The organism is Marinomonas sp. NPDC078689 (genome assembly GCF_044542435.1).
Taxonomy (GTDB): Bacteria; Pseudomonadota; Gammaproteobacteria; order Pseudomonadales; family Marinomonadaceae; genus Marinomonas; species Marinomonas arenicola.
This window is the reverse complement of record NZ_JBITUJ010000001.1, coordinates 445741-464474: the sequence shown is the minus strand read 5'-3', so window position 1 is coordinate 464474 and position 18734 is coordinate 445741. Positions and strand designations below refer to the sequence as shown.

The 18734-nt window shown below is 46.9% G+C and carries 17 protein-coding genes; 13 read left to right on the top strand and 4 right to left on the bottom strand.

The genetic code is table 11. The annotated features are described in order from the left end of the window. Positions 1–20: 20 nt before the first annotated feature. Positions 21–2204, bottom strand: coding sequence for a malate synthase G (locus ACIGBN_RS02110; protein WP_396663595.1), 2184 nt, complete (start codon positions 2202–2204; stop codon positions 21–23). A 161-nt stretch (positions 2205–2365) separates the two neighbouring features. Between ACIGBN_RS02110 and ACIGBN_RS02105 the strand changes: the two genes are divergently transcribed. Together ACIGBN_RS02105 and ACIGBN_RS02100 are read left to right on the top strand one after the other, a co-directional pair. Next, complete coding sequence (locus ACIGBN_RS02105; protein ID WP_133001693.1) at positions 2366–3889, top strand: DUF3612 domain-containing protein; 1524 nt, start codon at positions 2366–2368, stop codon at positions 3887–3889. Positions 3890–4252: 363 nt separating this feature from the next. After that, positions 4253–5467: a phosphoribosyltransferase family protein gene (locus tag ACIGBN_RS02100; RefSeq protein ID WP_133001694.1), complete on the top strand. Its 1215-nt coding sequence runs from the start codon at positions 4253–4255 to the stop codon at positions 5465–5467. 165 nt (positions 5468–5632) lie between these two features. Here ACIGBN_RS02100 and ACIGBN_RS02095 read toward each other — a convergent pair whose 3' ends face one another. Then, entirely contained in the window at positions 5633–6217 is a 585-nt protein-coding gene (locus ACIGBN_RS02095; protein WP_341566100.1) for a hypothetical protein, read from the bottom strand. A 242-nt stretch (positions 6218–6459) separates the two neighbouring features. On the opposite strand from ACIGBN_RS02095, the gene ACIGBN_RS02090 reads away from it, so the two are divergent. The 4 genes from ACIGBN_RS02090 (at position 6460) to ACIGBN_RS02075 (ending at position 9571) form a co-directional block, all read left to right on the top strand. Continuing rightward, positions 6460–7008: a TetR/AcrR family transcriptional regulator gene (locus tag ACIGBN_RS02090; protein WP_396663387.1), complete on the top strand. Its 549-nt coding sequence runs from the start codon at positions 6460–6462 to the stop codon at positions 7006–7008. Between the two features lie 125 nt (positions 7009–7133). After that, the gene (gene yiaY, locus ACIGBN_RS02085; RefSeq protein WP_133001697.1) at positions 7134–8282 is read left to right on the top strand and encodes an L-threonine dehydrogenase; all 1149 of its coding nucleotides are present in this window, start codon (positions 7134–7136) and stop codon (positions 8280–8282) included. A 360-nt stretch (positions 8283–8642) separates the two neighbouring features. After that, positions 8643–8936 (top strand): hypothetical protein, encoded by a 294-nt coding sequence (locus tag ACIGBN_RS02080; RefSeq protein ID WP_396663385.1) that lies wholly within the window; start codon positions 8643–8645, stop codon positions 8934–8936. Next, a complete protein-coding gene (locus tag ACIGBN_RS02075) occupies positions 8933–9571 on the top strand; it encodes a hypothetical protein (RefSeq protein ID WP_396663383.1) in 639 nt (212 codons plus the stop codon). The genes ACIGBN_RS02080 and ACIGBN_RS02075 overlap by 4 nt, the downstream gene beginning before the upstream one ends. Before the next feature lie 174 nt (positions 9572–9745). On the opposite strand, the gene ACIGBN_RS02070 is transcribed toward ACIGBN_RS02075, so the two are convergent. Together ACIGBN_RS02070 and ACIGBN_RS02065 are read right to left on the bottom strand one after the other, a co-directional pair. Beyond that, positions 9746–10342: a DUF938 domain-containing protein gene (locus tag ACIGBN_RS02070; RefSeq protein WP_133001699.1), complete on the bottom strand. Its 597-nt coding sequence runs from the start codon at positions 10340–10342 to the stop codon at positions 9746–9748. Between the two features lie 250 nt (positions 10343–10592). After that, positions 10593–11237, bottom strand: a complete 645-nt coding sequence (locus ACIGBN_RS02065; protein WP_396663381.1) for a glutathione S-transferase family protein — start codon at positions 11235–11237, stop codon at positions 10593–10595. 331 nt (positions 11238–11568) lie between these two features. Here ACIGBN_RS02065 and urtA point away from each other — a divergent pair, with 331 nt between their 5' ends. The 7 genes from urtA (at position 11569) to ACIGBN_RS02030 (ending at position 18723) form a co-directional block, all read left to right on the top strand. After that, the gene (urtA, locus tag ACIGBN_RS02060) at positions 11569–12849 is read left to right on the top strand and encodes an urea ABC transporter substrate-binding protein (RefSeq protein WP_133001701.1); all 1281 of its coding nucleotides are present in this window, start codon (positions 11569–11571) and stop codon (positions 12847–12849) included. A gap of 204 nt (positions 12850–13053) precedes the next feature. Next, on the top strand, positions 13054–14697 hold the full coding sequence (gene urtB, locus ACIGBN_RS02055; protein ID WP_396663593.1) for an urea ABC transporter permease subunit UrtB: 1644 nt from the start codon (positions 13054–13056) through the stop codon (positions 14695–14697). Continuing rightward, the gene (gene urtC, locus ACIGBN_RS02050; protein ID WP_396663378.1) at positions 14694–15827 is read left to right on the top strand and encodes an urea ABC transporter permease subunit UrtC; all 1134 of its coding nucleotides are present in this window, start codon (positions 14694–14696) and stop codon (positions 15825–15827) included. The genes urtB and urtC overlap by 4 nt, the downstream gene beginning before the upstream one ends. Further along, positions 15824–16705, top strand: a complete 882-nt coding sequence (urtD, locus tag ACIGBN_RS02045) for an urea ABC transporter ATP-binding protein UrtD (RefSeq protein WP_341562490.1) — start codon at positions 15824–15826, stop codon at positions 16703–16705. The genes urtC and urtD overlap by 4 nt, the downstream gene beginning before the upstream one ends. Then, positions 16702–17409, top strand: a complete 708-nt coding sequence (urtE, locus tag ACIGBN_RS02040) for an urea ABC transporter ATP-binding subunit UrtE (RefSeq protein ID WP_133001704.1) — start codon at positions 16702–16704, stop codon at positions 17407–17409. The genes urtD and urtE overlap by 4 nt, the downstream gene beginning before the upstream one ends. A gap of 41 nt (positions 17410–17450) precedes the next feature. Further along, entirely contained in the window at positions 17451–18368 is a 918-nt protein-coding gene (locus ACIGBN_RS02035) for an urease accessory protein UreD (protein WP_396663375.1), read from the top strand. A 52-nt stretch (positions 18369–18420) separates the two neighbouring features. Then, a complete protein-coding gene (locus ACIGBN_RS02030) occupies positions 18421–18723 on the top strand; it encodes an urease subunit gamma (protein WP_133001706.1) in 303 nt (100 codons plus the stop codon). Positions 18724–18734 lie beyond the last annotated feature (11 nt).

Here is an 18734-nt window from a genome sequence, read left to right as displayed (position 1 = left end):
ATCAAATTCATCTTTGTACACTACTGCTTCGCAGCGGCTTTTGCCCTTACTCGGTAGGTATGCAAAAGCGGCTCGGTGTAACCGCTTGGCTGCTCAACACCGTTGAAAATCAAATCCTGTGCGGCCTTGAAAGCGAAACTTGCCTGCTCACTCGCGGTCTTGCCTTCTGGCGCCATTGGCTGATAGCCTGCGGTGGTTTTATTTTGTTCATCCACTACCTTGGCCATGCGTTCCATCACATCCATCACCTGGCTTTTATTACAAATGCCGTGCAGTAACCAATTCGCCAAATGCTGGCTAGAAATACGCAATGTCGCGCGGTCTTCCATGAGCGCCGTATTGTTAATATCGGGCACTTTTGAGCAACCAACGCCCGCTTCAACCCAGCGCACGACATACCCCAACAACCCTTGAACATTGTTCTCAATTTCGCGTTGAATAATCTCGGCAGACAAGGCCTGCCCCGGTTGAATAATGGGAATTCGCAGCAAATCCGTAAAGGTCACTGGCGTCCGCTGTTTGATGCACTCTTGCTCAGCAAACACATCAACTTGGTGATAATGCAGAGCGTGCAGTGTTGCCGCAGTTGGCGACGGTACCCAAGCGGTATTAGCGCCGGCTTGAGGGTGTGCGATTTTGGTTTTCATCATCATCGCCATCTCATCTGGCATCGCCCACATGCCTTTGCCTATCTGTGCTCGACCTTGCAAACCGCACTGCAAGCCAACATCGACATTGCGATTCTCGTACGCGTCTATCCACACTTGCTGTTTAATCTGATCTTTGGGCAAAAACGCCCCGGCCTGCATACTGGTGTGTATTTCGTCACCGGTACGATCTAAGAAGCCGGTGTTAATAAACACCACACGTTCTTGCGCCATGCGAATACACTCTTTTAGATTCAGCGTTGTACGGCGCTCTTCATCCATAATGCCAATCTTCAATGTGTTCTTCGCCAAACCCAAAAGTTGCTCAACACGGGCAAACAACTCGCAACTAAAAGCCACTTCTTCGGGTCCGTGCATTTTCGGTTTTACAATGTAAATGCTGCCGGTGCGGCTATTGCTAAGGCCTGTTTCACGCTGCAAATCCAAGGCACCAATCAGGGCAGTTACCACGGCATCTATGATGCCTTCTGGTACAAAATCTCCCTTTGAATCTTGGATCAAATCCGATTCCATCAAATGCCCGACATTTCGAATCAACATCAAAGAACGACCTGAAACTCGATACACCTCACCGTCTAAGTCAGAAAAAATACGATCTGGATTCATCCTGCGTGTGTGGGTTTCACCGTCTTTTTCAAAGCTTGTTTCCAAGGTGCCTTGCATCAAGCCTAACCAGTTCTGGTAAACCTCTAATTTGTCCTCGGCGTCCACCGCGGCAACAGAATCTTCACAGTCCATAATGGTGGTCAGCGCAGACTCAATGAGGATGTCATCAATATTGGCCTTGTCGCTTATGCCATTTTTGCCATTACGATCGAATTTGATCTCCACATGCAGGCCATTGTTTTTCAGCAAAAGCGACTCTGGGTCGGCTTTTTGCCCATTAATAGCAACGAACTGGCAAGGTTTTTTCAGTCCGGTTTGACGGCCATCGGCGAAAAAGGCCAACAGATGATGGTAGTAAACAACATAGCTGGTCACATCATGATGAGAACCTTGGTCTAATGGGAAGATCTCATCCAAAAAGTCTTTTGCTTTCGCGATAACCTGTTGACCGCGCTGTGCATTATGCCCACCAGCCAGATCGAGTTCGCCGCGTTCAATGACATCGGTGCCGTAAAAAGCGTCGTACATACTGCCCCAACGAGCGTTTACTGCGTTCAACGCAAAGCGAGCATTTTTAAGCGGTACAACCAATTGAGGGCCTGCTAACTGCGCGATCTCGTCGTCCACATGGTCAGTGCTTACAGTGACATCACCACCTGCTTTTACTATGTAGCCAATGTCTCTGAGAAAAGACTCGTACTCCGCCATGTCCATTGGCTGACCTTGTTGTTCTTTATGCCACTGGTCAATTTGCTGTTGCAGGCGAGTTCGCGTGGCGAGCAACTGGCGATTGACAGGTGCTAGGTCGCAGATCAACTGCTTAAGGTCACGCCAAAATGTCTCAGTCTCTAAGCCATGCAGTGGCAAGACATCGTTATCAAGAAAGCGACGGAAATCATCATTTACGAACAGGTCTAACCCATCTTGCATTGCAGTATTTTTATTGTGTGATTGCTTCATCTTACTTTCCTTTTCTCATCTGCCTGTCTTGTCGGGATGTCGGTAACAAGTTCCGATTGCTTGATTTTTAGTCTATGACAAACTAAATTAAAATTTCACAATAAGAATTACACAGTGTAAATTTTACAAAAATGAAAAATAAAAATAGCCTTATCCGTAAAGCCCATTTTTTGGGTACTAAGATCCGCAACCTCAGAAAACGCAACCGTTTGACGATGGAAGACCTGTCTGCAAGATGCGTAAAAGTGAACGCGGAATACGCGCCGTCTGTCTCTTATTTGTCCATGATAGAACGCGGTAAACGCGTTCCCAGTGAAGAAGTATTGGAGATTATTGCCAGTGTTTTTCAGAAAAACATCGATTGGTTTTTAGACGACATTCCAGAAGAAGACGCGATCGTTCCGCAAAAAGGGTCCGGTGGTGGCATTAATGGCATGGCGCTGGAGCCAAACTTCTTGTTCTCAAAAGAGATCCTGCAAATTGCCATTCCTGAAATGCTGTCTCAAACCGGCACCAGCGGTCGTCAATTCGCCCATCTTTTGATTCGTGCCCACCAAGAACATCATCAAAATCATTTCCCAGATTTAGAACGAGCAGCAGAAGAAGTGGGGTTAAAACGCTTACCTCTCAGCCTCGACGACATAGTCGCCATCACCAAGCAGATGGGGTTGCAGATCAAATGGTTCCGCAAAACCCCTTTGTCAGTATTAGAGAGCATGGGAATCAACGAGCAACATGTCGTTACCTCGTTTTTTGAGCCCCCAAACCAGATCTACATCAATCAGATAATGAAGTCCCAGCCACAACGACTAAAGTACAATCTCGCGGTGCATATTGGTCATGCGGTATTGCACGATAAAGACGGCATGAGAAACGTTTTAGTGACCGGACGTAATGAAATATCCCCTCTGCAAGCGCCCAATTCGCGAGTACAAACCTCAGGTATGGATGCGCAAGATATCCTCTATGCGTGGCGGGATTTTGAGTGCAGTTTTTTTGCCGGCGCCTTACTGTGTCCTAAAGTACCCTTTCGGCAAATGCTTGACCGAAATGGTTACGAAATTAACACGGCAAAATTGGCTGGTGTCTCTGAGTCGGTGGCCATGCGCCGCATGACCGCGGTGTCGCCCTACCCCCATTGGCATTATTTTGATGCCTTTGCACCGGGCAAACTAAAAGCGGTTTATCGCGGAAATGGCATTCCTTTGCCCTGGGGAAACATGAGTTTGGTCGAAGACCCTTGTCAGAACTGGGCTGTATTTCGGATGATTACCGCGCCGACCACGGGGACTTCAGCGCAGATTTCCATTTTAAACGTGGGAGACGAGCCGCGTATCTATGCCTGTGAATCCATCAAGGTACAAGACCTGACTGGCAGCAGTCACGTTCTCTGTTCTGGCATCGATTTGAACCCAGCGATTACGGCGCAAGGCAAAGACGCTATCGCCATTGCTCAAGAGCTCAAACAGGCCTGCTTTAGTGGCGGCGGCACATCGGCCATTCCCAACGCCATGAAGAAAGACCTGATGAGCGTGGCAAAAATCCTTAACATTAACTGGATCGAACGAGGCATAGATAACGACGCTAGGCTAATCTGCTCAAGAGGGTCTGTGTGTCCGCGGACCCCAAGTTGCTATCAAGCCTGTGGCGGTTAGTCAAAGAGACTTCAAAAGACACCTATTATTCACTCGGTGTTCGCCTTATTAGGTGTCTAGGAGCGTCCCGTCCATGATGAAGTGAGTCGCCACTGTGCGGCTTACTTTGCTAAAAATTCAACATTGCCTTTCCAATACTTTCCAAACCGTTTAGGAAAAACACAAAAAACGAAGAGCGGAATGAATACCCAGCTTAAAAGCAAGAATAAAAACCGAAACGACACAGTTCTTTTTTACGAATAAGAATCAGTTATCATCTATCTTAAAACTAATGTGCGATTTATCTCCATCGACCCTATCGCAATAAGCCGACAAGTATTAAAATTGGCTCATCCCCATACCCCCTCTAGTTAAGGATCTTTCATGACTTTGTCGACCGGTCAGCCAGCTAACGTTGTAGTCGTTAGTAACTCTTCCGATAATCCATTTGCTATTGATATCGCCTATGCTATGGGCCAATACGATGACATTGCTGACTTGATCAGCATGAAGCAATTCATGAACTCTGAGTTCTGTCCGCGTTTCATTTCTGACGAGACAGATTTTGAAAATATAGGCCGTAAACTTAAAGGCAAGTCTGTCATTATTGTCAGTACTGGCAGCCATGTGAAAACTCGCCAAGAACTTGCTATGTCGAATTTCATTATCGCCAGAGCAGCGAAAGAAAACGGCGCCGCCCGTGTCATCCTAGTAGAACCAGATTTGTTCTACAGCGCACAGGATCGCGGACCTCACAAAAGCCTAGGTGAAACCAGCTTCGAACGCGATGTGAAAGACATTAAAAAGTTCGATGGCCAACCCTTCACTGCGAAGCTTTACGCACAAATGCTAAAACTGTCTGGCGTCGATACCGTCATGACGATCCATAACCATTCAGATTCCGTACAAAAGATCTTTAATGAAGTCTTTGAAGGCGATTTCCATAACCTAATCCCTTATGAAATTTACGCGCACTATTTGCTGAATTCAGACATTTTGCATTACGGCAAAGATGGCGAAGGCTTGGTACTTTGTGCTCCAGATAAAGGCGCTCGCGACTTCGTTAAAGAGATGTTCAATACGCTTGGTCTGAGCAAAGCCAAATTCATTATGCTCGACAAAGAGCGTACTGATGAGCGTAAAGTAGAAATCACCCTACACAAAGAAAGTGAGCACACGTTCGACGGCCTAGACGGCGCCAGCATTGTGTTGTTTGACGACATGGTGCGTACTGGTTCTACCGTGGTGAAATCGTGTCAGTTTTTACAACAAATCAACCCTCAACGTATGGTCTTCGCCGTCTCGCATTTTTATGCCAGCGATGAAGGACGTGAGCGTATGGCGCACCCGGCATTGGGTGAGATTCTAACGCTGAATACATTGCCGACTATTTTGAACCGTGACGAGCAAGGCCGTCTACGTAAAAAAATGGTCGTGCTAAAAGTTGAGAAATGGTTGGCACAAGAGCTGTGCAACATTCTAGAGTTGCCTCAAACGCATGAGCCAAACCCATACAAGATCGATATGTCGTCGAAAAACCCTCGCTTCAAACGTAAAATTTGGTTCAGTGAAGAACTGACTGAACTAAAACCAGAATAACGAGGAAGAGTCACTCAGTCTGCTTATTGAGTGACTCCTATTGGCTACTGACAAACCTCATTAGCTCGACAATAAGTCATAAAAAAGCCGTGTCTCGACACGGCTTTTTCGTTTTGCTTAGAGTGTGTTCAACATCCTATCTAAGCGCTAGGCCTAATACGCTTATTAAGCGCGGAACGTCAGCAGCAGAATATCCTTCACCTTACGGTTAATCTCAACATTCGCGGTGTCGAAGTCCTCTTTTTTCACCTTATATAAAAGTGGTTGAACAGAACGCAGCTTTTTAATGGCTTGAGGGTCTTCTGTTAACAACACGGCAACATAGGAAAAAGCATCGTAATAAGCAGGCACATTTTCGCGCAGCGCATTCAAGTAAGAATCCACAGACTCTTCACCAAACACCTGCTTAATCGCCATGATAGCCCCGTAAACCACAGTGCCTTCACAAAGTGAGGTAGTTTGATGATCTTTTTCACCCGCCGGAAATAAGCCACGGACCATTTCTTGAATCACATCTGCCAATAACATCACGTCATTGCTAAAACTACGGGCTGGCATCTGAATCTTGTATTGGTATGGTGCCTTCTCATTGTCAAACAAAGCCACTGGTTTTGCCGAATTGGCGTTCATTTCAAAACCAACAAACTCCGCTTCTGGTGCGGCTTCCCCAAACAAAAATTCGACCGCAGGCAACCAAGCAGTACGCAATTTTTCTAATTTACTGATTTCTATCGATTGAGTGTCGGACACAACCACTTCCTTCTAAATAGGTCACTAATGTCTGTGCGCTGCGGCCAATTCGCCCTCACGCTTTGAATAGCCGAAACCTTACCACAGAGCGACAATTTGAGCAGTGATAAATCCACAAGCAATGAGGATCAACGCAATTAATTTTCTTGATAAAAATCACCAAAAGCAGAAAAAGACCTACACCACGAAAAGTAGACACTTCAGTCTACTTTTGCCACTATAAGGCTTCAAGAGGAGTCACAATGAACAGCAAACGCCAAACCCTTATCGAAACCGCTCTGACGCTGTTTTACCGAAACAGCATCCACTCTATCGGCATCAACGAGATTCTTAGTGTGTCCGGCATTGCCAAAAAAACCCTCTACCATCATTTTGCCGGCAAAGAGGCATTGGCATTAGCCACTCTAGAAGCAAGAAACCAGCGTTTTCTTCAATGGTTAACGAACCTGCTAGACGGTGCCAAAAATGACCATGACGTGATAGACAAGTTGTTTCATGGGTTAAACGATTGGTTTCACGACAAAGTTCCTGAGTTAGACTCATTTCGAGGCTGCTTTTTCATCAACACATGCGCCGAATTCAGCGATGAAGACTGTGCTATTTCTCAATATTGCCGCCAGCATAAAGAACAGGTTCGCCACCTCATTCAACAAGCATTGAGCAACCAAGATGCGTCTTTTGTCGACCTAATCTGCCTGTTAAAAGAAGGCGCCATTAGCAGCGCCTACGTCAGCCAAGATCGAGAGGCGGCGTTAAAATGCATCCCCATGCTAAAAGCCGTCGCGCATTAATTAGCATCAAACAAAGTCGCTTCCATTCTACAAAAGCTTGCGTTAAGTCAAATCGAACACAAATGAAAAGTGCCAAAATGAAGTCATGGTTTACAACATCCATCACTAATCATAAGGATAATGTCATGAGTAGCACATTCTACATTCCAGCGGTCAACATCATGGGCGAAGGCGCTCTTAATGACGCCATCGTACAAATCGAAAACCTTGGATTTAAGCAAGCTTTGATTGTTACTGATCCAGGAATGACAAAGCTAGGTGTCGCTGATGAGCTAAAAGGTTTGTTGCAAGCTCGCGGCATACAAAGCTTGATTTTTGATGGTGTTCAACCCAACCCGACAGTCAACAACGTTAACGCAGGCCTAGACGTGTTACACACTCATCAATGTGACTGTGTGATCTCTTTAGGCGGCGGCTCTGCCCATGATTGCGCCAAAGGCATCGCCCTTGTTGCGACCAATGGCGGTCATATTAGCGACTACGAAGGCGTGGATGTGTCTAAGAAACCACAACTGCCTTTGATTGGCATTAACACCACGGCGGGCACCGCCTCTGAAATGACGCGCTTTTGTATCATCACGGACCAAGATCGCCACATAAAAATGGCCATTGTGGATCAAAACGTAACGCCGATTTTATCGGTAAACGATCCTCGACTCATGGCAGGCATGCCAGCATCTTTGACCGCTGCAACCGGTATGGACGCACTTACACACGCCATTGAAGCCTATGTGTCTACCGCCGCGGACCCAATCACAGACGCCTGCGCCATCAAGGCCATTGAACTGATCCGTGACCATTTACACGAAGCGGTGCATAACGGCACTAACATGGAAGCACGCGACAAAATGGCCTATGCGCAATTCTTAGCAGGCATGGCGTTTAACAATGCATCGTTAGGCTATGTGCATGCTATGGCTCACCAATTGGGCGGTTTTTATGACTTGCCACACGGTGTGTGTAACGCAGTATTGCTGCCTCATGTACAACGCTATAACGCTCAAGTGGCCGCTCCACGCTTAAAAGATATCGCCAAAGCATTGGGCCAAGAAGTAAACGGATTAAGCGATAAAGAAGGCGCGGATGCCGCCATTGCAGCGATTGTTAAACTGTCTCAAAGCGTTAACATCCCAGCTGGCTTAACCGAGCTTGGCGCAAAAGAAGAAGACTTTAGTACTCTGGCTGACAACGCCATGAAAGACGCTTGTGGGCTTACCAACCCAATCCAACCAAGCCATGAAGACGTGGTGGCTATTTTCAAAGCCGCTATGTAGCTCAAAAAGCATTAATACAGCAAACCAAAAAGCCTTTTAGGATTGATCTAAAAGGCTTTTTTAAGCACTCACCACGCCATAAAAAGCGCTCTTATGCTAAGCACTTTCGCCCATGTTTCTAACCAGCTTAATGACAGTGAGAAACCTCCTTTCAAACTGTAGCCCTCATCTTAACTGAGGTTCCCCTTTTCTTTCTCACACAGACAAACGTCTCTGAGCAGGGGTAGGTCACATTGAGATTATATAGAAATACTTAATTCTGTCTCTTTATAAGGCCCGTTTATCTACAAAGTAAGATGTAATAAATTGGCCCCATTATCAAAGTCAAAACGACTTAGCTGCATTTCAGGAGACAGCGACATGAACAATACCGCTACTTTTAACCAAACAAACCCAGTGAGTTCATTAGAACGCGCTCGCGCCTTGGATTTGCCTTCACGAGAGGCAACGTTAAACCGTGCGCCATCTGTCCAACAGTTTTGGAACCGCAATAACAGCCTGCTTAGTGAAGCGTGGCAAGAGTGGGAAAATAACCACCAAGACTCTCTGTTTATTCCTGACGCCTCGCTACTGGATAAAAACCTACGCGATGCGGTTGAACAAGCATGGCAAGACCCGAGCAAAGAATCCGCAGTGCAAGAGAAGTCTCTGTGAATGTGTTCATGTGCCAGTTCTTTGATCCTGAGCGCCTCGCAGAATTACGAGATTACTTAGAAAATATCGCAGACGCCAAAATTCCTATGCGCGCACCTTATGGCATCGCACTGAATCGTCATGGCGCTATGCTCGACCCACGCTCAGAAGGCTTTCTTGCGGCCCCAAATTTCCAGACATTTTATCGGGAACTGCTTGATCGCTACATGCGACCAATCGCACGACTTTTGTTTCCTGAAATAGTCGGTTATGACACTCAAACATTTGGTTTTTCCATCCAATATCAAGCCGGTATGGACACATCACTTCGACCTCATACGGACGCGTCTGCGGCAACACTGAACGTAAACCTGAACTTACCAGGAGAGACCTATACTGGGTCTGAAGTCGATTTTTACGATACGGCAACGGGCAAAACGAACCAACTTAGGTTCCAACCTGGCGTTGCCATGTTGCACCGTGGAAATGTTCCCCACGCGGCTCACCCTATCACCAGCGGGACTCGCACAAACTTTGTTCTTTGGCTGTACGGTGATCGTGGGCAGATTCCATTAGCGGGCGCACAAACCACCCTAGACCCACGCCAGCGCTGGTCAACGCCACAAGTCGCTTATGACGAAGTAGCACCATTCTAAGAAGAGTAAACCTAGCCGGGGGCGGCGGATAAATACGCAGAGTAACACCTGATTAAGCGTAAAAAACTAAGCCCCTCGCTAACCTATAGTGTCTACAACACAGTAAAAACATAACGCAGGGCTTGTTGATCTTTTGCTTATTGGTGCCTTCATTCTTTGCGTTTTTGACTCAAATTAACGCACTTTCCAGACCAGCAAGAAGTTATTCGCAGGCATGGCTATCTGTTCTGTTAACTCCATACCCTCGGCCCATTCAACCAACTCGGCCAGATCACGGATACCGCCACAGCCACTTTGCTGTAACTGCTGGTCAAATTCTCGGTTCCCTTCACTGGTGTATTCTCCATTCACATTCATCGGCCCGTATTGGCAAAACACGCCACCCGATTTTAACTGGGTCGCGATCGTTTGCATCATCAATTGAGCCGCATCACGGGGCATAATGTGCGTGGTATTCGCCGTAAAAACACCATCTAGATCCAACCTTGGCCAAGCCTGTTTCCCAAAATGAAACTCAATAGGTGCAACAAGGTTCGGTAAATTTGCATCCGCCATCCAAGCCTGAATACTGCCGTGGTAGTCGAGCATATCACTCGTGTGCCACATCAAATGGGGCAAATGCTCAGCAAAAAACACCGCATGCTGCCCAGTACCAGAACCAATCTCAAGCACGTGCTTACACGCTTTAAAATGCACACAAAGGCGCTCAAGAATCGGTTGTTTGTTTCTATCACAAGAAGGAGAAAAACCTTTTGTCTTATGTGTCGTCATAAATCGTATTCGCCAAAGTAGCAGATGGGTAGGTGGAGAAAAGTCAGATGAACAATAGGGTATTTTTGACCCGACATCAAACCGGCGGTTAAAACACAACCGCTTGATATGACAGGGCTTTAAGCCTTCCTAATGCTCACCCACACTCAAAAGACAAACTCAAGCAGCGCCATAATCCACTTGAGAATACCGTTCAACATTTTGGGTTATTTTGCTCCACTAGGACGCGTTTACCCTTGCTTGGTGTTGATCAGCCAATTTCAAATGGCTCAAGGCTTATCTCTTCCATCTCACAGACCGCTTTAATCGTCGGGTGCAAGCTCAAGCGCTTCAAATAGGCGGCTAAATGGTGAAAGGTGACTGGTGATTTTTCTATCGGCAATGCCCATTCCGCTAACATGAATAAGAAGAAATCACAGGCGCTAATCTGACGGCCCAATAAATACTCTTTGTCCGCCAATTGATCATTAATAACCCCAAGCGCCGAGGCAATGAGTTCATCTTGTGCGGCGATGATATTCGGTATGCTATTGTCATCGGTTGTGTGTCGATGAGGGTAATATCGCACCATCAGCTCAGCTTGTAGCGTGTTATTTAAATAAGCCAACCATTGGAAAAACAAGGGCCGCTCTTTGCTACCTAGTGCCGGTATCAACTCATGCTCAGGGTGCTGCTCACACAAGTGAATACAGATGGCTGGACTTTCAAAAATAGCCTGCCCATCATCAATTAAAGTTGGAATACGACCCGCTGGATTCAGCGTCAAATACTCCGATGACTTATGCAAGTTAGCGTCCCTATCAACCAATAACAGCTCGTAATCTAGCCCCATGTGATAGAGCAAAAAATGCGCGGCTAAACTCGCATTATTCGGATAATAATAAAGTTGGTACAAAATAGAATTCCTCTGAAAATCAAAATCCAGCGTTAGTATCATAATGCATTTAATCTACCTGTTTTTACACTCGATAGCATTTCATTATGAACTGATGCCGCTTTACGGCCACCGGCCTCGGTTATGCCTTAAAGATAAAATGTCACCGATCATTTCGACTTTAACCGATTCTAGTATTCACAAAGGCATGAGTTATTGGCCTAAAGACCACCCTACCTATACGTCAAATGACGTACCCCTCTGGGTCATTCAGCGGATACATTTCTTTTGGTTTTCTATGGATACTGAGTTTGCTTACTCATTAAAAGATAACCGATAGGAAGACTCAACAATGAAGATTAAGACGTTAGTTTCCGCGATAGCATTAACGGGCGCCACGCTGGTTGCTGTGCCTTCATGGGCCGCAGATACGATCAAAGTGGGCGTGCTGCATTCTCTTTCTGGCACCATGGCGATTTCTGAAAGCGCGCTAAAAGACACGGTTCTGATGCTGATTAAAGAGCAGAACGCGAAAGGCGGTTTGCTTGGCAAACAGATCGAGCCTGTGGTGGTTGACCCTGCGTCTAACTGGCCGCTGTTTGCGGAGAAAGCCCGCGAGCTGATCAGCAAAGACAAGGTAGATGTGATTTTCGGTAGCTGGACGTCTGTGTCTCGTAAATCGGTGCTTCCTGTTCTTCAAGAGCTCAATGGGCTGATGTTTTACCCGGTGCAATTCGAAGGGGAAGAGTCGTCTAAAAACATCTTTTACACTGGAGCGGCGCCAAACCAACAGGCGATCCCTGCGGTTAATTACCTAATGAACGATTTGGGTGTGAAACGTTTCGTTCTGGCCGGTACCGATTATGTGTACCCACGTACTACAAATAAGATTCTAGAAGCCTATTTAAAATCGAAAGGCGTTCCTGCCAAAGACATCATGGTGAATTACACCCCATTTGGTCAGTCTGACTGGCAATCTATTGTCTCGCAAATTAAGAAGTTCGGTAGCCAAGGCATAAAAACCGCGGTGGTTTCTACCATCAATGGTGATGCCAACGTGCCTTTCTACAAAGAATTAGCCAACCAAGGTATTTCTTCTGAAGACATTCCTGTGGTTGCATTCTCGGTTGGTGAGCAAGAATTATCCGGTCTAGACACAAAACCATTAGTAGGTCACTTAGCGGCTTGGAACTACTTTGAAAGCGTCGATACGCCAGAAAACGAGCGTTTCATCAAAGCATGGAAAGCCTATAAAAAAGACCCTAAAGCGGTCACAAACGACCCTATGGAAGCCACTTACATTGGTTTCAATATGTGGGTTGATGCAGTGAAGAAAGCCGGAACAACGGATGTGGATGCGGTTGAAAAAGCCATGATAGGTCAGAAATTTCCGAACCTGACTGGCGGTATGGCGACGATGAATAAAAACCATTATCTAAGCAAACCGGTTCTTATCGGTGAGATCCAAGATGACGGTCAATTTGAAACCGTTTGGGAAACCGACAGTACGGTTCCTGGGGATTCTTGGTCGGACTATTTGCCAAGTTCTAAGAACGTCATTGCCGATTGGACATCGCCGATCAATTGCGGCCATTACAACACGGTAACGAAGAAATGTTCTGGCGAAAACTAAGCAATTCCTAAACCGTCGATGATCAGGGTTGATCTTCAAAAAGCGGTTTAACACCAATAACTAACCTCTCCCAGGGTGGTATGGACTCTCTGTCACACAGTGCAGAGAGTCCCTTTTTCTACTCGTACTTTCTTGTTGAAATTACGCAAGAATAAGGAGCAGGCCCACCAGCAAGAAACCTTGCCACTACTTATTCCATGGAGCATGACCTTGAGACACTTTATTGCACTTTGCTGCTGTCTTTTTGGCCTCTTATCCTTGCAGGCTTATAGCGCAGAATCGTCAACACCCGCTAGCCTGTCTGTTAATCAGCCACCCGCCGCACTCGCCCCTTTAATGCTGAAACTGACTCAAGTGAAATACAGCAAACTCTTGCCCGTGTTAAAAGCCATCGAGGCCAACAGCGATGAGTCTATGCTGCCGCTGTTTCGTACCATGATGAATGGAGATTTGTACTTCATTAAAGCCAACAAACAACTCGTCCAACGGATTGAAGTCGAGAACCAAGACGCTTATCGAGGAATTTTTAGCCAACAATTGATCGCCAATCTTAGCGAGCAAGCGGTGTCTAAAATCAAAGTAAATAACCGTTTGCGGGGCTATTTACGCAATGCCATCGCCCGCATTCAGCTAACCTCTCACTCTGCCGAAGTACGCCGAGGGGCCGTTCAAGCGCTGCTTTCCAGTCTTGACGAAGACACAGTCGCGACGCTTGAGCGACTCTACTCAAGCGAGTCAAATACCAAAGTAAAAGAAGAAATGGGCTTGGCTTTGGCGATTAATACCGCTTTGCAAACCGAGTTACCAAATTCAACTCGCATTGCCGCGATTGAGCGCCTATCCGGTAGCCTAGAAACGACGGTGCGCAATAAACTCAATCAGCTTACCTACCAAGACAACCCGGACATAAAAGCCGCTGCACAGGCTGCGTTGACGAAAATTACTCAGCGAGTAGAACGCTTTGGCTTTTTGAATCAGCTGTTTTTTGGCTTGAGCCTTGGCTCTGTTTTATTGCTGGCATCGATTGGTCTGGCCATTACTTTTGGCGTCATGGGGGTGATCAATATGGCCCACGGCGAAATGATTATGCTCGGTGCCTACACCACCTATGTGGTGCAATTGATGATGCCAAATTACATCGACTATTCCATTTGGGTAGCGATTCCGGCGGCATTTTTAGTGTCTGCTTTGGTAGGAATATTAATTGAGCGATTAGTCATCCGTCATTTGCATGGCCGCCCACTGGAAACCTTGCTGGCGACCTTTGGTATCAGTTTGATTCTGCAGCAATTGGTACGCACCATCTTCTCGCCATTAAACCGCCAAGTGTCTACCCCCAGTTGGATGAGCGGCTCGTGGGAAATTAACCCTGTGCTGTCGTTAACCATGAACCGTTTGTACATTCTCGCGTTTTCTTTGTTGGTTTTTTTCGCACTGGTGATGGTGCTAAAGAAAACCTCACTGGGGTTAAACGTGCGCGCGGTTTCCCAAAATCGCAACATGGCCAAAGCCATGGGGGTAAAAACCAATTGGATAGACGCCATGACATTTGGTCTGGGTTCTGGCATCGCAGGCATCGCTGGTGTGGCGCTGAGTCAGCTCACGAATGTGGGGCCGAATCTGGGTCAGGATTACATTATTAATTCCTTTATGGTCGTTGTCTTCGGTGGCGTGGGCAACCTGCTCGGCACCCTAGTCGCCGCCTTCAGTTTGGGCATTGCCACCAAGTTCCTTGAGCCTATGACTGGCGCGGTTTTATCCACCATTTTGGTGTTGGTGTTCATCATTTTATTCATCCAAAAACGTCCTAAAGGACTCTTTCCACAAAAAGGGAGGGCCGCAGAATGAGCTCTATTACGCAATATTTTTCAGCGGGTCGTACTTCAGGCAAACACACCTTGCCCTTTGTGATCATCCTCTTAGCAGTGACGGCACTGGCGTGTTTGTCCAACCTCTACCTAACAAGCGACTCCGCCTTGCATGTAAGTACTTACTCCATCACCTTATTGGGCAAGTATTTGTGTTACGCTATGCTGGCGTTGGCCGTCGATATCATTTGGGGGTATTGCGGCATTCTCAGTTTGGGACATGGGGCGTTTTTCGCCTTAGGTGGCTACGCCATGGGAATGTATTTAATGCGCCAAATCGGCGACCGTGGCGCTTATGGCAACCCTGATCTACCTGATTTCATGGTGTTTTTAGGCTGGCAACAGCTGCCTTGGTTTTGGCATGGGATGGACCAATTCTGGTTCGCCATGATCATGGTGGTTCTGGTGCCAGGATTATTGGCGTTTATTTTTGGTTGGTTGGCGTTTCGTTCTCGGGTGACAGGGGTGTATTTGTCAATCATGACGCAAGCGCTCACTTACGCTCTGTTGCTAGCTTTCTTCCGTAACGAAATGGGGTTTGGTGGCAATAACGGCTTAACCGATTTCAAAGACATTGTCGGCTTTAGTTTGCAAGCCGACACCACCCGAGTGAGTTTGTTTGCCATTACCGCCTTGATGTTGGCTCTGGTGTTCGTGATCAGCCGGAAAATCCTCTCATCCCGCTTTGGCAAGGTGGTCTTAGCGATACGTGATTCCGAATCTCGTGCTCGCTTTATTGGCTATCGAACCGATCGTTACAAAGTCTGGTTATTCGTTTTTTCTGCGGTGATTGCCGGTATCGCAGGGGCTCTGTATGTGCCTCAGGTCGGCATTATTAACCCGGGTGAGTTTTCCCCAATCAACTCGATCGAAATGGTGATATGGGTGGCGGTTGGCGGCCGCGGCACCTTGATTGGTGCTGTAATAGGCGCGCTTTTAGTGAACTACGCGAAAACCCGTTTTACCGCTATTTTACCAGAAGCTTGGCTGTTCGCTCTAGGCGGCCTGTTTGTTTTAGTCACCCTGTATTTGCCCAAAGGCATCGTTGGGTTATACACCCAACTCATGGAAAAACGCCGCCCGCAACCAACTAAGGAGTCTAACGCATGAGCGCCCTTCACCATTCCCTAAATAGCTTACGCGAGACATTTCGTCCTGATCAGGTCTGGCCTTTTCTTGCTCCTGCGAACGCTAAGGTCAACGTCGATAAAAACGTGATCTTGTACGTCGAAGATTTGAACTTAAGCTTTGATGGCTTTAAAGCATTAAACCATTTGAACCTCTACATCAACGATGGCGAGTTACGCTGTTTGATCGGGGCCAATGGGGCTGGCAAGACGACCCTAATGGACGTCATAACCGGCAAAACCCAATGCGACTCTGGCAGCGTATTTTTTGGGCAAAACCAAAACCTGCTCAATAAAGACGAAGCAGAAATCGCGCAATTGGGCATAGGCCGAAAATTCCAAAAGCCCACTGTGTTTGAAGAGCAAACCGTGTTTGATAACTTAGAGCTCTCACTAAAAACCGATAAAGGCGTATTACCAACGCTCTTTTCCAGACTCACCCCCACACAGATTGACCGCATTGATAATGTGCTTCACATCATCGGCCTTGCCAAACATCGCTTTATGTTGGCGGGGGCTTTGTCTCATGGGCAAAAGCAATGGCTCGAAATTGGCATGTTACTTGTATCAGATCCTAGGCTTTTATTGATCGACGAGCCAGTCGCGGGAATGACCCCCCAAGAAACCGAACGCACCGCCGAGTTACTCACCTCGCTGGCGGGGGAACGTACCGTGATTGTCGTAGAGCACGATATGGAGTTTGTCCGCAGCATCGCCAAAACAGTAACGGTATTGCACCAAGGGTCTGTGCTCGCAGAAGGCACCATGGATCAAATCCAAAGCAACAAAGATGTGATTGAAGTCTATTTAGGAGAACAAGAAGCCACTGATGACGTGATAACAGAAGGAGTAACCCTATGATTTCAATCAAAAACCTTGATCAATTATACGGTGGCACACAAATCCTTTGGGGGTTGGATTTAGACATAGAACCCGGCTCCATCACCTGCATTATGGGACGCAATGGCGTAGGAAAAACCACCTTACTCAAAACCATTATGGGCTTGTTGCCAATCAGTAATGGCGAAATCACCATGAATGGCGTAACACTTAATAAGCAAAGTGCTGAAAAACGCGCCTACTCAGGCATTGGTTATGTGCCTCAAGGCCGGGATATTTTCCCCATGCTCACGGTGGAAGAAAACCTACGCATTGGTTTGCCAGTACTGAACAAGAAAAGCAAAAACAAAACAAACGACATACCGGAGAAAATCTTTGAACTGTTTCCGGTATTAAAAGACATGTTGCATCGCCGTGGTGGAGACCTATCTGGCGGACAACAACAACAATTAGCCATAGGTCGCGCCCTAGTATTAGACCCAAGCGTGCTGATTCTAGACGAGCCAAACGAAGGCATTCAGCCCAATATTGTGAAACAAATTGGCGATGTCATTTTGAAATTAAACGCCGAAGAAGGCCTGACCGTGATCTTGATCGAGCAGAAACTTGGCTTTGCAAGAAGGGTCGGCAAGGAATTCCGTTTAATGGAAAAAGGCCGCATAGTCGCAGCAGACCGAATGGATAAACTCAATGACAACTTGATCAAGCAGTATCTAGCGGTGTAATCCTAGTACGCTGAACAAGCCGATATTTTGTTAAGGAAGAGATGCATAATAATCATAATCTTGCCTTGGTAACGCCGTCAGAAGCACCATCTGAGAAGACGTCTTTAGCGTCTAATGCGCCTTCTCACTGGCATGCGTATTTAACCTTAGGCTTTCAAAAAACCGCGCGCGGCACCGTCCTGAAAACCTGCGACCACAAGGGACCACTTTACGTTCAAAAACCCTTTTACCCAGAAGGCCCAGAGACCGCCCACGTTTACCTCTTGCACCCGCCAGGTGGTTTGGTGTCTGGCGACCGCTTGACCATCACCGCCAATTTGGCCGAAAACACCCATGTGCTTATTACGACCCCTGGCGCTGGCCGTGTGTATCGCGCCCGTGAAGACAAAACCCTGCAACACCAAATCACCCAATTAAACGTCCCTAAGGACAGTGTGATGGAGTGGCTTCCACAAGAAGCTATCCTCTATCCAAACGCCCACACTCGACTTGAAAATCAGATCAACCTAGCCAGCAACGCCAAATTTATTGGCTGGGAAGTGACCTGCTTTGGGTTACCGGCGAACAATGAAAGCTTTGCTAATGGACACGCTGAACAAGGTTTTGAGATTCGTCAGGATGGTCGCTTAAAAGTGCGCGAGCGTTTCATCATCGATGATCAAAGTCGCAATATTTTTCAAGCGAAAGCAGGCTTAGCCAACAAACCAATAAATGGCCTGATGATTGCAGGTCCTTTTGACCGAACGGACAATCATGATGAGCTGATGGACACACTTCGTGACCATTGCACAAAACACGTTTCGCTTTGCGGCGCGACCTTGGTGGATGAATACATCATTGTGCGCAGCCTCCATGATGACTCGGAGCACATGAAACGCCTGTTTACCCAATGCTGGCGAGCCATTCGTCCAGCGCTTATTGGTAAAGAAGCGTGTGAACCAAGAATTTGGGCGACCTGATTCTAACAAGCAAAATCAAGGCGCCATAGAATAACGAAAAAAGGGCTGAATAATGGAATTACTACCTAGAGAAAAAGACAAATTACTCGTCTTTACCGCCGCGTTATTAGCAGAACGTCGCTTAAATCGCGGCCTTAAGCTTAATTATCCAGAAGCCATGGCTTACATCACCATGGAAATTATTGAAGGCGCTCGCGATGGCAAAACCGTCGCCGAGTTAATGAGTTTTGGCAAAACATTGCTCAGTGCTGACCAAGTCATGGAAGGAGTGGTGGATTTAATTCACGAAGTGCAAGTCGAAGCAACCTTCCCCGATGGTACCAAGCTGGTCACGGTTCATAACCCAATTAACTAATGTGGAGACGC

Bases quoted from the DNA above. Each gene is read 5' to 3' on its own strand.
- urtE (WP_133001704.1), top strand. From the start codon at position 16,702: ATGATTTCAATCAAAAACCTTGATCAATTATACGGTGGCACACAAATC.
- ACIGBN_RS02110 (WP_396663595.1), bottom strand. From the start codon at position 2,204: ATGCAAGATGGGTTAGACCTGTTCGTAAATGATGATTTCCGTCGCTTT.
- ACIGBN_RS02100 (WP_133001694.1), top strand. From the start codon at position 4,253: ATGACTTTGTCGACCGGTCAGCCAGCTAACGTTGTAGTCGTTAGTAAC.
- ACIGBN_RS02070 (WP_133001699.1), bottom strand. From the start codon at position 10,342: ATGACGACACATAAGACAAAAGGTTTTTCTCCTTCTTGTGATAGAAAC.
- urtD (WP_341562490.1), top strand. From the start codon at position 15,824: ATGAGCGCCCTTCACCATTCCCTAAATAGCTTACGCGAGACATTTCGT.
- urtA (WP_133001701.1), top strand. From the start codon at position 11,569: ATGAAGATTAAGACGTTAGTTTCCGCGATAGCATTAACGGGCGCCACG.
- ACIGBN_RS02035 (WP_396663375.1), top strand. From the start codon at position 17,451: ATGCATAATAATCATAATCTTGCCTTGGTAACGCCGTCAGAAGCACCA.
- ACIGBN_RS02030 (WP_133001706.1), top strand. From the start codon at position 18,421: ATGGAATTACTACCTAGAGAAAAAGACAAATTACTCGTCTTTACCGCC.
- ACIGBN_RS02090 (WP_396663387.1), top strand. From the start codon at position 6,460: ATGAACAGCAAACGCCAAACCCTTATCGAAACCGCTCTGACGCTGTTT.
- yiaY (WP_133001697.1), top strand. From the start codon at position 7,134: ATGAGTAGCACATTCTACATTCCAGCGGTCAACATCATGGGCGAAGGC.
- urtB (WP_396663593.1), top strand. From the start codon at position 13,054: ATGACCTTGAGACACTTTATTGCACTTTGCTGCTGTCTTTTTGGCCTC.
- ACIGBN_RS02080 (WP_396663385.1), top strand. From the start codon at position 8,643: ATGAACAATACCGCTACTTTTAACCAAACAAACCCAGTGAGTTCATTA.
- urtC (WP_396663378.1), top strand. From the start codon at position 14,694: ATGAGCTCTATTACGCAATATTTTTCAGCGGGTCGTACTTCAGGCAAA.
- ACIGBN_RS02105 (WP_133001693.1), top strand. From the start codon at position 2,366: ATGAAAAATAAAAATAGCCTTATCCGTAAAGCCCATTTTTTGGGTACT.